Raw genomic sequence first — 14509 nt, 5'->3', positions numbered from 1 at the left:
GGCTATCTGTTCTGCATCGGCAACCCGCGCACCGACTGGTGCTTCAAGACCGAGGCCGAGCCGGGGCTGAACGGCCGCAGCATCCATTACGCCCGCGGCAAGGTGCTGGGCGGCTGCTCATCGATCAACGGCATGATCGCCATGCGCGGGCAGGCGCGCGATTACGACGAATGGGCCACAATCACCGGCGACAGCCGCTGGAGCTGGAAGGAGGTGCTGCCGGTCTTCAAGGGCAGCGAGGATTACTGGCGCGGCGCCGACGAGATGCACGGAAGCGGCGGCGAATGGCGGGTGGAGCGGCAGCGGCTGCGCTGGGACCTGCTCGACCGCTTCGCCGAGGCGGCGCAACAGGCCGGCATCCCGCGCAACGACGATTTCAACCGTGGCGACAATCTCGGCGTCGGCAGCTTCGAGGTGAACCAGAAGGGCGGCATCCGCTGGAGCGCCGCCAAGGCCTTCCTGCGCCCTGCCCTCGACCGCCCCAACCTGAAGCTCGTCATCGATGCCGCAATCGACCGGGTGGAGACCGCCGACGGCCGCGCCACCGGCATCCGCTTCACCGTCAAGGGCGAGCCGGCGCGGGCGACCTCGAAGATCGAGACGGTGCTGGCAGCCGGAGCCATCGGCAGCCCGGCGATCCTCCAGCGCTCCGGCATCGGTCCGGCGGAGCATCTGAAGAAACTCGGGATTCCGGTGGTGCTGGACGCGCCGGATGTCGGCGCCAATCTGCAGGACCATCTTCAGCTGCGGATGATCTACAAGGTCGACGGCATCGTCACGCTGAACAAGCGGGCCGGCAGCCTGCTCGGCAAGGCGATGATGGGGCTGGAATACGCCCTGTTCCGCAAGGGTCCGCTGAACATGGCGCCCAGCCAGCTCGGCGTCTTTGCCAAGTCATCGCCACAGGTTGAGACGGCCCGACCGGAATATCACGTACAGCCGCTGTCGCTGGAAAAGTTCGGCGATCCGCTGCATGGCTTCCCGGCTTTCACCGCCAGGGTCTGCGACCTGCGCCCGGCGTCGCGCGGCTGGACCCGCATCATCACGGCCGATCACCGCGAAAATCCGGCGATTGCCCCCTGCTACCTGTCCGACCCGGCCGACCGGGCGAAAGCGGCGAAGGCGCTGGCCCTGACCCGCCGCATCGCCTCGCAACCGGCGCTCGCCCCCTACCACCCGCAGGAATACAAGCCCGGTCCCAGCTTCCAGACCGAGGAGGAACTGGCGCGGGCGGCGGGCGACATCGGCACAACCATCTTCCATCCCGTCGGCACCTGCCGGATGGGCGGCAAGGACGACGCCACCGCCGTCACCGATCCGGAGATGCGGGTGCGCGGCCTGCGCGGCCTGCGGGTGATCGACGCGTCGGTGATGCCGACGCTGACCTCCGGCAACACCAACACGCCGACGGTGATGATCGCCGAACGCGGAGCCGCGCTGATGCGGGCGGAGCGGCTCGCAGCTCTGCGGGGGTAATCCCGCCCGAACGCACCGGAACCGCGCAAATATTTCGCTTACAAAGCCAACAATCAGCAACGGGATTTTCCGAACAGCCCCGATCCCCGGCCAACCCGCAAAACCATTTGCCTGCGAAAGGCGCAGACTTGTCTCCAACGATGGAAATCCCAGGGGATGAGAGATGGACGGCATGCCGACGGGCCTGCGGGCGGGGCGGACGGAGATCGACCGGAGCTATTGCCTGGACGACCGGTACGGCCGGGCGGAAGGCCAGGTCTATCTGTCGGGCACCCAGGCGCTGGTCCGTCTGCTGCTGCTCCAGGCCGAGAGCGACCGGCGGGCAGGCTTGAACACCGCCGGCTTCGTCAGCGGCTATCGCGGGTCGCCGCTGGGCGGGCTGGATCAGGCGCTGTGGCAGGCCGGCCGGCATCTGGACGCCCACGCCATCACCTTCGTCCCCGGCGTGAACGAGGATCTGGGTGCCACCGCCGTCATGGGCACCCAGCAGGTCGAATCCTCGGGCGAAGCGACCGTCGATGGCGTGTTCGGTCTGTGGTACGGCAAGGGGCCTGGGGTGGACCGCTCCGGCGACGTGTTGAAGCATGCCAACGCCTATGGCAGCTCGCCGCGCGGCGGGGTGCTGGCGGTGGCGGGCGACGACCATGGCTGCGTATCCTCCAGCATGCCACACCAGAGCGACCTTGCGATGATCGCCTGGTCGATGCCGGTGCTGAACCCGTCGGGCGTGCGCGAGTATCTGGATTTTGGCCTCTACGGCTACGCCCTGTCGCGCTTTTCCGGCGCCTGGGTCGGCTTCAAGGCGATTTCTGAATCGGTGGAAAGCTCGGCCACCGTCCGGCTGCCGTCGCCGGACCGCGGGTTCCTGCCGGTGCCGTTCGATCCGCCGCCGGGGGGCTTGCATTACCGCTGGCCTGACCTGCCCAGCCTCGCCATCGAGGAGCGGCTGGCGGCCAAGGTCGCGGCGGCAAAAGCCTTCGCCCGCATCAACCGCATCGACCGAAGCATCCTGGGCGGCACCTCCGGTGGGGGCGGCTGGCTGCGCATCGTCACCACCGGCAAGGCCCATCTCGACCTGATGGAGGCGTTGCGCCTGCTGGGCATCGGCCCGGTGGAGGCGGCGGAGATCGGCTTGTCGGTCCACAAGATCGGTCTGTCCTGGCCGCTGGAACCCGACTTCGCCCTGACCGCGGCGCGGGGGGCCGAGGAAATTCTGGTGGTCGAGGAGAAGGCCCCCGTCGTCGAAGGGCAGCTGAAGGAGCTGCTGTTCCACCTGCCGGCCGGCGAGCGGCCGCGCGCCGTGGTCGGCAAGACCGACGAGTTCGGCGCGCCGCTGCTACCCGCCACCGGTGAGCTTCGCCCCTGGATCGTCGCCAGGGCGCTGGTGGAGCGCATCCGCCACCGCTTCCCGGAACGCGATCTTTCGGGCCGGCTGGCCGAGCTGCTGCCGGGCGAGGCGCCGGCCGCCCCTGCCCTGCCGCGCACGCCCTATTTCTGCTCCGGCTGCCCGCACAACAGCTCGACCAGGGTGCCGGAGGGCAGCAAGGCGATGGCCGGCATCGGCTGCCATTTCATGGCGTCCTGGATGGACCGCGACACGGTGGGCCTCAGCCAGATGGGCGGCGAGGGCGTCAGCTGGATCGGGCAGGCGCCGTTCAGCAAGCGCCCGCACATCTTCCAGAATCTGGGCGAGGGCACCTATTTCCATTCCGGCCTGCTGGCGATCCGGCAGGCGGTGGCCGCCAAGGTCAACATCACCTACAAGATCCTGTTCAACGACGCCGTCGCCATGACCGGCGGCCAGCCGGTGGACGGCCCGATCTCCGTCGACGCCATCACCCGCCAGCTGGCGGCGGAAGGCATCACCCGCATCGCCGTGGTCAGCGACGCTCCGGAGAAACACGACAGCCGGTCCGGCCTCGCCCCCTTCACCACCGTGCATCACCGCGAGGACCTCGACGCCGTCCAGCGCGAGATGCGCGAGATCCCCGGCGTTACCGCCATCGTCTACGAGCAGACCTGCGCGGCCGAGAAGCGGCGCCGGCGCAAGCGCGGCACCATGGCCGACCCGGCACGGCGGATGGTGATCAACGATCTGGTCTGCGAAGGCTGCGGCGATTGCGGAAGGAAGTCGAACTGCCTGTCGGTGCAGCCGAAGCAAACCGAATTCGGGGTAAAGCGGCAGATCGACCAGTCCAGCTGCAACAAGGACTTCTCCTGCGCCGACGGCTTCTGCCCCAGCTTCGTCTCGGTGGTCGGCGGCACCTTGCGCAAGCCGAACCCCGACAGGGTGGCCGCCCGCTTCGCCGACGATCTGTCGGCATTGCCGCTGCCGTATTTTTCCGGGACGGACGACCCGGCGGAGATCCTGATCGTCGGCATCGGCGGCACCGGCGTCGTCACCATCGGCGCCGTGCTGGCGATGGCGGCGCATCTGGAGGGCAAGGCGTCCTCGGTGCTGGACTTCATGGGCTTCGCGCAGAAGGGTGGTGCGGTCTACAGCTATCTGCGGGTGGCGAACGACGCGACACGGCTCAATCAGGCGCGGATCGATCCGAAACAGGCGCAACTGGTGCTGGCCTGCGACACGGTGGTCGCGGCCTCGCCGGACGCGCTGAAGACGGTGCGGCTGGGCCGGACGCGGGTGGTGGCGAATGCCCATGTCGCCCCCACCGGCGCCTTCACCCGCGACAGAGCCAAGCTGCCCGATGCCGGATCGCTGCTGCGCAGCCTGCGCCGCGCCGCCGGGCCGGAGCGGGTCGAGGTGGTGGACGCCAACCGGGTGGTCACCGCCCTGTTCGGCGACAGCATCCTCGCCAATGTCTTCCTGATGGGTGTCGCTTTCCAGAAGGGGCTGCTGCCGGTCGGGCTGGAGGCGTTGACCCGCGCCATCGAGCTGAACGGCACCGGCGTCGCCGCCAACCTGCGTGCCTTCGCCTTCGGCCGCCTCGCCGCGCACCGGCCGGACCTGCTGGCCAGCCTGGGAGCGGGGGAGGAAACGCCGGCCAGCGACCTCGCCGGCGTCGTCGAACGGCGGGCGGCCTTCCTGGCCGACTATCAGGACAGCGCCTATGCCGACCGTTACCGCAGGCTGGTGGAGCGGGCGCGGCAGGCGGAGGCCCGCGTCGCTCCCGGATCGAGCGCGCTGGCCGATGCGGTGGCGCGCAGCGCCTTCAAGCTGATGGCCTACAAGGACGAATATGAGGTCGCCCGGCTGCACAGCGCCCCGGCCTTCGCCAAAAGCCTGGAGGACCGCTTCGAGGGTGACTGGAAGCCGGTCTTCCACCTCGCCCCTCCTCTGCTGTCGCGTGAGACCAACGGTTACGGCGAGCCGCGCAAGATGGCGCTCGGCGCCTGGATCCTGCCGGTGTTCCGCGGGCTGGCGGCGATGAAACGGCTGCGCGGCACGGCGCTCGACCCGTTCGGCTATATGGCGGAACGGAAGAGGGAGCGTGCCCTGATCGCCCGCTACGAGGCGACCGTGGCGGAGATCGCCGAGCGGCTGTCGGCCGACAGGCTCGCCACCGCGGTGGAGCTGGCCGCCTTGCCGCAGGAGATCCGCGGTTTCGGACCGGTCAAGCACCGCGCGCTCCAAGCGGTCGAGCCGCGCTGGCGGGCGTTGGAACAGCAGATGCGCGAGCCATCGGCCCAGGCGGCGTAAGGCGGCCTCACTTCTCCAGGAAGTGCAGGAAGGGAAAGTCCTCGAAGTCGAAGCGGATCAGGGCCGGCGCCTCGCCGCTGCGGACCAGATGGTCGTGGGTGCAGAAGGGCGCGGCCTGATCCAGCCCCCAGAAGGCCCGCCCCTCGTCGAAATGCCGGCCGATATAGGCGACGACGAGGTCCAGATAGCGCTGCGCGGCCGGGGTCCGGTTGAAGGCCAGGAATCCGGCCAGGAAATCACGGGTCGGGCCGCGGCCCCGCCGGTCCTGCATCACCGCCACGTCCCAATCCCGCCACTCCGCCATGGCGAGGCCGGGGTCGGCGAGCAGCAGCGCATCGACATCGACCTGGATCACCGGCCCCGCCCCCTGGCGCAGAAGCTGCTGCGTCACGGCAAAACGCGCGGAGGCGAAATAGGTCAGCCGCACCGGCTCCGGCAGCGCGCCGAGGTCGACGGTCTCGAAGGAGACGGACAGCGGCAGGCCGCCCTCCCCCGCCAGCCTCATCAGTTCCGCCTCGATGTCGTCCGGCGGGTTGACGACATGGACATGCAGGGCGCAGGACGCCGCCGTTTCGCTCCGGCTTTCGAGGAAGCCGGCGCCGAAGCGGCGCCAGTAGTCGCCGTCGCAGCCGACCAGCAGGATCGGCCGGCCGTCGGCCTTGGGGGCGACCGGCATGCGGCGGACGGCGCGGGCGAAGCATGCCGGCGGCTCGGCGGCCAGACGGTCGAAGAAGTCAGGCTCGCTGCGCACCATCGACCACAACAGCATCTCGAAATCGGCGGCGATTTCCTGCGCGGTCCAGCGACGGGCATATTTGCGGAAATAACGGCGGGCAAGGTCGAGCCGGCCGCGCCGGTACAGGCCGTAGCAGACCACCGACAGGGCCATGCTGTCCCGCGGCTCCGTCATCAGCCGGGAACGGGCGGCGGCGGCGACCCGCTCCAGCGTCGCGTCCGCCATCACCCCGGTCTGGATCGCCACGACCGCCGTGCCGAACAGGTTCCTGCCAGCATCGTCATGGCCCCCGTCAGCGGCACGGCCAAAGGCGTCGATGGCCTCCCCCAGCGCCTCCCGGTCCACCAGACTCCGGGCGGTGGCGAGCGTGGCGGCCATCAAGCGGCTGGCCGCCAGCCGGCACAGGCCGAGCCGGAACAGGAGGTCGGGCCGGCCGGGCTGGAGCGCGTCCAGGCGCCAGTATCGCTCCTCCGCCTCCGCCGTGCGATCCTGGGCATAGAGGCAGTCGCCGAGCCGCAGCAGGTAGGAGTCGGTATCCGGCGCCAGCCGCAAGGCCCGGCCCAGCGCCACGGCCGCCGCGGCTCCGTCGCCAAGGTCGGTCAGGGCGCCAGCCAGATTGCCGAACGGCTTGACCCAGGCGGGATCGATCGCCATCGCCGCCCGGTGCTGACGGGCGGCGCGTTCCGCCTGCTTCACCGCCCGCAACGCCGATCCCAGATTGTCGCGATAGGCGGCACAGAGCGGATCCCGCCGGATCGCCTCGCCGATCAGCCGCACCGCATCGGCGGATTCGCCGGACTGGTGCTGCAGAACGCCCAGCAGATGCCACGCATCGGCCACGCCGGGCGCCGCCTGGATGATCTTCCGATAAATATCCGCCGCCTCGGCCAGATGGTTGCCCTGGTGCAGGCCGACCGCCATGCGCAAGGCTTCGGATACGGTGGTCATCGCGGGCGGATCCTGAAATCAGGGGCGGCAGTCGGGCTCCTGAATACAGCAAAGACGGGCGGATGTCCCGCCCGCCCGGCTACATCCCATCCAGATCCTGCGCCTCCAGGATCGTCTCCGGCAGGGTCAGCGTCAGGCTGTCGAACGGCGCCAACAGGGCGCGGATGTTGGATCCGACGCCGCAGGCCCGGTATTCCAGCCGCACCGCCTCGATCCGCTCCGGCAGCATCCGCTTGTGGTCGGTGATCAGCTGCCACGCCAGGACACAGCTATTCACCGCATCCTGGGCGGTGACGTAGTCGTAGTCGCCGTAATGGTTGCGGCGGGCGGTGTCGGCGACCTTCATCTTCATGTCCGGAAATTCGCGCCGGGTCGTCGCCGTCAGCGTTTCCATCGTGTAGAGCGGCACCGGGAAGACGCGCGGCGGCTGGACCAGGGCGCCGAACAGGCTGTCCGGCAGCGTCTGCACGTCGATCGTCAGGCGGTTCTCGCCCGGCAGGGTGGTCGGGTTGCCCAGCGCCACCGTGTAGGTCTTGTAGATCGCCCCGGTGTCGCGCATGCGGGCGGCGACGATGGGGAAGTCGCGGCTTTCCGGCAGGGTCACCGGCAGCGCGGCCGGCTGGATGCGGCGCCAGGGGGTGGGCGACTGGGTCAGGTTGTCGCGGACCCAACCGGCGCAGCCGGAGGTCAGCAGCGTGGCCGCCACCAGTGCCGCCCATAGCATGGCCCGCCCCGGAGTCCTGCAGATCCGACTATCGGCCATCGGCATCTGGCGCATCGGCGACCAGGGCATCGGGGATCCCTTACCATTCATGGTAAATCGTCTTCCAGGCAGTGGTGAGGCCTTCGCGCGAGTCCTCGGTGCTCAGCCGGTCGTCGATGGACTTGAACTGGGCGTAGGCTTCGTCATAGCGCATCAGGTTGTAGAGCGCCCAGCCGCGCAGAATGCCGAGGTTCCGCGGCTCCGGCTCCAGCTCCTTGCGGGCATCGAGCAGGCGCAGCACATCGCGGTAGCGCTTGTCCTCCAACGCCCGCCCCGCCTCCGTCGCCATCAGGGACGCGCGGATTTCCGCCCGCTGCGCCGGGGTCAGGTTGGTGCGCGGCAGATCGCGGGTCAGGCCGGTGACGTCGCCGGTCGCCAGCCGGGCAATCGCCTGACCATAGGCGTTCTCCTGCGCCGGAGTCGCCGTCTGCGGCAGGCCCGCGGCGGAGGGGCTGCGGTCGCCCGCCTTTCCCCCTGTCGATGCCCCGCCCTTGGCCGGCGCCGGGGCGGCCTTCGGGGCCGGTTCGCGCGCAGCCAGGGTCTGCGCCTCGGCGAAGGAGGCCTCGGCCTCCGACGGGCGTTTCAGCTCCAGCAGGCACCAGCCGCGCTGCTGCAACAGGGCGGCGGTCGGGCCGCTTCTGGCGATGGTGCTGCGGATGATGGCAATGCAGCCGGCGAAATCGTGGCGGGCCAGCGCCTGGTCAAGCTCGCTCGGCCCCTGCGGTGCGCTGCGTCCACCGCCGGAGGGGCCGCGCGGCGGGTCCACCGCCTTCAGCGCCTGATCGATGCGGCTCGACTTGCCCTTCCACGGGGCGGCGGCGGCGCGGGCCTGCGCCTTGTCCCCCATGCCGTTGTAGGCCAGCACCAGCCCTTCCGCCGCCTTGTCGGATGGCGCCCAGCCGTTGGCCTGGGAGAACCAGCTCTGCGCCTCGGTGAAGTTCTTCTGCTTCTGGAAATACCAGCCGAGCGCGATGGCGCCGTCGGCATCCTGCTTGTCGCGGACGATGCCCTGGACGCGCGACAGGTCGGCGGCCGACAGGGCGCCGGGCTTGGCGTTCCCCAACCGCTCCAGCAGGCGGCCGGTCTCCAGTTCCGCCTCGGCGCTGCGGACGGTGGAATAATCCTCCCCCGTCGCCGGGTTGGCGGTGGCGCCCAGCGCCGACAGCTCGCGCAGCCGTTCCGGGCTGAGATAGCGCGACGCCTTGAAGATGGTGTCGCGCCGCTCCTTGGCCTTGGGGCAGGTGGTGACGATGGTCTTGTAGGCGTCGAAGGCGCGGTCGGTCTGCTTCAGCTCGGCATAGGCCTCCGCCAGACGCCAGGCATTGTCCAGCCGGTTGCAGGCCACCGCCTCCGGCTGGGCGGCGGCGGCATCGATCACCTCCTGCCAGCGCTTGGTGTCGCTGGCCGAGCGGATCCGCCCGGCGCTCTCGGCAAGGTCGAGTTCCTGCAGAAGCTTGTCCGACGGCTGCCAGGACGGCGACTTGCGCCGCTGTTCGGCGATGGCGGCCCGCGCCTCCGCCACCTTGCCGGCGGACAGCAGGGTCCAGAACGGCGTCTCGTCGACGCCGGCGGCGGTCGGCTGCGGCGCGAACAGATCCTTCGGCGGCTCCCAACCGGGGTCGAGCGCGCGCAGGCGGGCGATCTCCGCCTCCAGCCTTTCGCCGTCGCCGATGCGGGCGTAATAGCGCAGTGCCGTCTCGTCGACCTTGCCGGCGGCGGGGGAGGAGCCGCTGCCGGGGGCCGGCGCCACCTCGACCTTCACGCCGGGGGCAAGGGCGCGGCCGCCGCCGTTCGACTGGGCCCGGACATCGCTCCCGCCGCCGATCACGGCGATGCCGGCGAGAAGAAGGACCGGAAGCAGGACAGGACGGGTCACGGATCGATCCCCAGGCTTTGGGCGGCCAGCGCGGAAAAATGGGTCAGGGTGGTGGAGTAATAGTCCTCGTCCGGCGCCAGCGGCGGCACCGTCACCGCGTCGCCGCCGCCGATCCCGGCCAGCCGGCAGGCGAGGCGGTAGACCGCCAGCATGCCGACCGAGGCCGCGACCTGGGTGGTGGTGCCGCCCGGCAGCGAAACGGTGGCGGGAACCGCCTTGCCGCCGAAGTGCGTGGCCAACGTCGCGAAGGGACGGAAATAATAGGGATCGCGGTAACCGTCCAGCGCCAGATAGAGCGGCACCCGCACGGCGTCGTAGCCGTATTGCTTCTTGAAGCCGTCGGCGATGCCCACCGTCCCGGATGCGTCCAGCGTCATCCAGTCCGGCGGCAGTTGGAAGCTGCCGAAGCGCGCCTTCGACAGCAGGACCAGCCCGGACTCCGCCAGCTTGCTCCAGCGCTCGCCCCCCGGCAGAGCGGCGAAGGCGCGGATTGCCGGGAAAATCCAGTAGCTGGGGTTGAGCACCAGCGTGTCGCCCTTGCGGAAGCCATCGCGCCCCGGCAGCAGGACGGTCAGCCCGGCATGCTCCACCAGCAGCCCGGCGGCCAGCGCCTTGACGATGGCGATGGCGGCGGTGCGGTAGGCCTCCGCCTGCCAGGCCTCGGCGGCACGCAACAGCGCCCAGGCGATCAGCATGTCGCCGTCCGACGCATTGTTGTGGTCGGCGACCCCGCCGTCCGGCGTCCAGCGCCAGGCGGTCAGCCCGTCGCCGCGCACCATCAGCACACGCTGGGTCCAGCCCCACAGCCGGTCGAAGGCGGCGCGGTCCCCCCCCGCCACCGCCAGCAGCATGCCATACCCCTGCCCTTCGGAATGGCTGATGCCCTTGTTGCCGGTGTCGACGATGCGGCCTTCCGGCAGCAGGAACCGCTCCGCGTAGCGCCGCCATGCCGCCGCGTCGAAGGGAGCCGCGCGCAGGCTGCCCGGCAAGGACGCGGCGAGACCGAAGGAAGCCGCTCCGAACAGGACCGCGCGCCGTGATGATCCGATGGGGGGAGTCATGACCCGCTCCGCTCCTGATGACCGCTCTTCAGCAGAAGGCGCATGCTGACCGTCAGCACCACCGCCGTCCCCAGCAGCAGGGCGAACAGAAGCTCGATCCGCTGCGACAGGTTGCGGGCCAGAATCAGGATCAGGTTGCCGATGTCAAAGGGATTGAGAATGATCTGGTAGGGGCGCGAGGCTTCCAGCGTGGTGACGGCGGGCGCCGCACTGCTCCACAGCGCCCCGCCGCCGCGCAGCCGGTCCCACAGGCCGGCCTCGCCCAGGCTGCGCATGGCGCGGTCGATGGAGCGGGGATCCGCGGCGGTCAGCAGCGTCCAGGTCAGCGGGTCGGTGCCCGGCGCTCGGTATTGCAGCAGCGCCGCCTCCGGCAGCATGTCGGCGTTCTCGGTCAGCGCCACGACATCGACCGGCGCCTCCTCCACCGCCCAGCGGTTGATGTAGCGCGCCGCCGACGCCATCGCCCGCCGCGCCCAGTCTGGAATCCAGCCGCGCCCGACAGCGGCCGGATCCTTGGCATCGCCGGCCATCCGCTGCCAGCGGTTCGTCGCACCGCCATCCGCCGCCAGCGCCGATCCGGCGTATCCCATCGGCTGTCCCATGCCCTGGGGCCCGCCACCTTGCGGCAGCGCCCCCTGCGACCCCACGCCCTGCGGCATCGTCCCCTGCCGTGCCGGCCCCGGCCGGCCGGCGTTGCCGGACCAGCCCAGCCGCAGCCGGTCGGCCAGGGCGCGACGATCGGCGGCGGTCATCGGCTCGCCGCGGGCCTTGGCCTGGGCGATCAGGGACCCCGCCTCCAGCAGCCCGGCCAGACGGTCGGCCGGCAGCGGTGCGGAGGCGAAAACGGCCTGCGGCAGTGCAGCGACCGGACCGACAATCAACGCATTGTCGTTCAGCATGCCGTCCCAGCCGGTGTAAGGCACCACCGCCAGCAGGTCACCGGCCCGCTGCGCCAGCTTGGCCGTCAGGCCCCAGGCCGCACCGAACCAGGCTGGATCGCGCCCGACCACCACGAGGTCGAAGGGCGGCGCCACCTCCCCGCCGGCGGTGCCGCCATAGGGAAAGGCCGTGTTGGCGAAGCCGCCGAGATTCGGCAGCGTGACCAGACGGGCGAATCCGGGGATTTCGATGCTGGAGCTGTCCAGCAGGGTGAAGGTGGGGCGACGCACCGCGAAAACGCAATCGGTGCCGCCGGCCGGCGGCAGCTCCGCCTCCAGCTCGATCTGGTTGGGGCCGGGGCGGAACAGCGCCATCGGCAGCGGCATCTCGCCATTGTCGATGACGCCGCTGGACCGCTTGTCGACCTCCATGGCGCCCGCCGACTTGCCATTCACCCGGACGTTCAGGACCGCACCGGGGCCAAGATTGCCCTCGAAGACCGCATTGATGTGAAACAGGATGGAGCGGTCGCTGACCGGCGCGAAGCCGGCCGGCAAGGTCAGGCCGATTCGCCCGGTGTAGCGGTAGCCGCTGTGCTGAACCGTCTGGAAGCCCAGCTCCGACAGGTGGTAGCGCCCCTCCTCCTGCACCGGCGGGGCCGGCGGGGCGGCCGGGATCCGGGCGTCGGTGACGATCATCATGCTTTGCGTCGGCAGCGGCCGGCTCAGGTCGGCAAACCGCATGACCGCCTGATCGACCTCCTGCTGCGTCCGGCCGGACGCGACGGCGACGAAGCCCCCGCCAGGGCCTCTCCCCTCCGCGCCCGTGTTCGCATCCGTGTTCGCCCCCTTGCCGGCGGGCAGGGGATAGACGGCCAGGAACGGGCCGGCGATCGCGGCGGCGCGCGCCTCGCCCAGCAGGGGGGCGATGCGGTCTCGGGTGCCGATCAGGATGTTCTTGCCGCCCGGCAGGGAGAGACTCTCCAAGGTCGGCGCAGGAACGGCCGCGGGGCTGCCCGCCAGACTGCCCGGGCCGCTTCCCGGTGCTCCCCCCTGGGGATTGGCGGTGGGCTTCGCCGACACCGCCACCACCCGTGGAGTCTGGTCGCCCAGCAGCAGGCCATAGGACTGCGCCACCATCGAGCCCCAGCCAAGCAGATCGGCATCGATCTCGCCGCCTGGATGCAGGATCGCCAGCGGTTCCCGCGCCCGGTCGGCGGATGCCAGAAGCTGGCGCATCATCGCGAGGTCCGGCTCCGGCACCCCGCCATCCGACAGCAGCGTCAGGGAGGAGGCGGCAAGGTTCACCCGCGCCCACAGATCGTAGGTGCCACGCACCGTGCAGATGGCACGGTGCTGGGCGTTGGTCTGGAAGACGATCTGGTTCTCGCCCGGGCGGAGCAGAGTGCTCGGCAGGGTGATGGAGGCATTGACCGGCCCCCGGAAAGCGGACAGCGGCAGGTCGGCCACCGGCGAGCCGTTGATGAAGACCGACATCGCCCCCTTTTCGGGCAGGATGTCGATGCCGTTCTCGTAGGTCAGCGCCAGCACCGCACTGGTCAGCCCGATCACCGGCGGCAGGACGGCGCGCAGCGCCACCGTCTCGGTCTCGCCATGCAGCGTGACCTCCGGCGGGCCTTCCCGCAGGTTCGACAGCGGGATCACGCGCCGGTCGGCGGCCAGCGCCGGCGCCGCACAGCCGATCCACAGGGACAGCAGCGCCAGCAGAGCCAGCGGCATTCGCAGCAGCCGGCTGCTGCCGGAAAAGGTGCCCATGCCCGCCATCGCCGTTATGGAGCCTGGAAGGTCAGGATGCGGCGCAGCGCGCCCGGCAGAGCCAGGAGCACATGCCCCAGCCGCGGCACCACCCGCGTGGCGAAGAACAGCAGGCCGCCGAAGAAGGTCGGGGCCGCCACCCGCTTGCGGTCGAGGAAGATGTCCCAGCCGACGCTGTTGCCGAAGACGAAACGCGCCATCTCCACGATGTCCTGACGGTGGCGCGGGGCGAAGCCGGCACCGACCGCCAGTTCGCCGTTGCGCATCTCGATGCGGTGGAACCGGACGCCCGTGGTGGTCGCCGCCTCCGTCTCCGTCGCGGCGATGGTCAGCACCGGCGTCTGGCCGGGTTCACTCAACAGGTCGCGCCATTGCGGATCGGCCAGCAACCCGACGCCGCCGGCCGACACGTCGACGACCGTCAGGTCGATGCTGGTGCCGTCCTCGAACTTCAGCACCGCCGGGCGGTCGACGGTGAAGCGTTCCTGCCGGCGAACGCGCTTGCGCTCATAGACGACGGCGAGGCCGCCCAGCGCCAGCAGGAAGCTCAGGGAACACCACACCGCCACCGGGAGGATGGCGGCGCGGTGTTCCGGAAACATGGAATAGCGCCAGGCGCACATCCCCAGCCCGGCCGCCAGCAGCAGGGTGGTGAGGATGAAGGGGGTGGCGAGCGGCGAGAAGCCGTCCTCGTCCACCGACTGGCCCTTGGCGGTCACCTTGAACACCGGGTCGCGCGGCCGCAGCATCGTCGCCAGCGCCGCGCGCGAGACGTGGAAGGACTGCAGATACTCGTACAGCTCCGAGAACAGCGGCCAACGCATCCGCCCATGCAGGAACTGCGACAGGAAGGCGGCGGCGAAGACGTGCGGGATGACGAAGCAGGCGAAGTCCGGCAGGTTGATGCGGTAGATCTCCAGCCCGAACAGGGCATAGCACAGCGGCGACAGCAGGAAGATCGGCCGCCAGAACCAGAAGAACCAGTACATCATGGTGCTGAGGTAGCAGAGGCGCTGGGCGATGGTCAGCCCGCGCTTGAACAGCGGATTCTTCAGCAGGAACAGCTGGATCATGCCCTGGGTCCAGCGCGACCGCTGGGCGATGAAGCTGTCGAAGGTCTCCGGCTGCAGCCCGGCGATCAGCGGGCGCGGCAGATAGACGCTGCGCCAGCCGCGCGAATGCAGCTCCAGCGCGGTTTCGCAATCCTCCGTCACCGTGTCGCCGCTGAAGCCGCCGACCTCCTCCAGGGCTGCGCGGCGCAGAATGGCCGCCGACCCGCAGAAGAAGGAGCCGTTCCAGCGATCCAGTCCGGGCTGGATCGAGTAATAGAACAT

General features: G+C 70.2%; 8 protein-coding genes. 2 read left to right on the top strand and 6 right to left on the bottom strand.

The window, feature by feature from the left end; all coding sequences use genetic code 11:
* Together I71_RS34120 and I71_RS34115 are read left to right on the top strand one after the other, a co-directional pair.
* The coding region (locus tag I71_RS34120) for a GMC family oxidoreductase (RefSeq protein WP_042704747.1) at positions 1-1476 on the top strand (1476 nt) is incomplete at its 5' end.
* Between the two features lie 172 nt (positions 1477-1648).
* Complete coding sequence (locus tag I71_RS34115) at positions 1649-5137, top strand: indolepyruvate ferredoxin oxidoreductase family protein (protein ID WP_244434228.1); 3489 nt, start codon at positions 1649-1651, stop codon at positions 5135-5137.
* A 7-nt stretch (positions 5138-5144) separates the two neighbouring features.
* Here the strand turns inward: I71_RS34115 and I71_RS34110 are convergent, their stop codons facing one another.
* The 6 genes from I71_RS34110 to I71_RS34085 all read right to left on the bottom strand — a co-directional run.
* The gene (locus tag I71_RS34110; RefSeq protein WP_042704745.1) at positions 5145-6821 is read right to left on the bottom strand and encodes a tetratricopeptide repeat protein; all 1677 of its coding nucleotides are present in this window, start codon (positions 6819-6821) and stop codon (positions 5145-5147) included.
* A 79-nt stretch (positions 6822-6900) separates the two neighbouring features.
* Positions 6901-7614, bottom strand: a complete 714-nt coding sequence (gene bcsN / locus I71_RS34105) for a cellulose biosynthesis protein BcsN (RefSeq protein ID WP_244434227.1) — start codon at positions 7612-7614, stop codon at positions 6901-6903.
* Positions 7615-7624: 10 nt separating this feature from the next.
* Positions 7625-9460 carry a hypothetical protein gene (locus I71_RS34100; protein WP_042704741.1) on the bottom strand — a complete coding sequence of 612 codons (1836 nt, stop codon included), beginning with the start codon at positions 9458-9460 and terminating at the stop codon, positions 7625-7627.
* Positions 9457-10521 carry a glycosyl hydrolase family 8 gene (locus I71_RS34095; RefSeq protein ID WP_042704739.1) on the bottom strand — a complete coding sequence of 355 codons (1065 nt, stop codon included), beginning with the start codon at positions 10519-10521 and terminating at the stop codon, positions 9457-9459. The genes I71_RS34100 and I71_RS34095 overlap by 4 nt, the downstream gene beginning before the upstream one ends.
* Positions 10518-13175: a cellulose biosynthesis cyclic di-GMP-binding regulatory protein BcsB gene (locus I71_RS34090; RefSeq protein ID WP_244434226.1), complete on the bottom strand. Its 2658-nt coding sequence runs from the start codon at positions 13173-13175 to the stop codon at positions 10518-10520. Before I71_RS34090 ends, I71_RS34095 begins: the two co-directional genes overlap by 4 nt.
* Before the next feature lie 14 nt (positions 13176-13189).
* Positions 13190-14509: glycosyltransferase family 2 protein (locus tag I71_RS34085; protein ID WP_042704735.1), on the bottom strand; the 1320-nt coding region annotated here is incomplete at its 5' end.

Origin of the sequence: Azospirillum sp. B506, assembly GCF_000333595.1 — a bacterium.
Lineage (GTDB): Bacteria > Pseudomonadota > Alphaproteobacteria > Azospirillales > Azospirillaceae > Azospirillum.
Note: the sequence above shows the minus strand (reverse complement) of the source record. Positions and strands in the feature narration are given on the sequence as shown.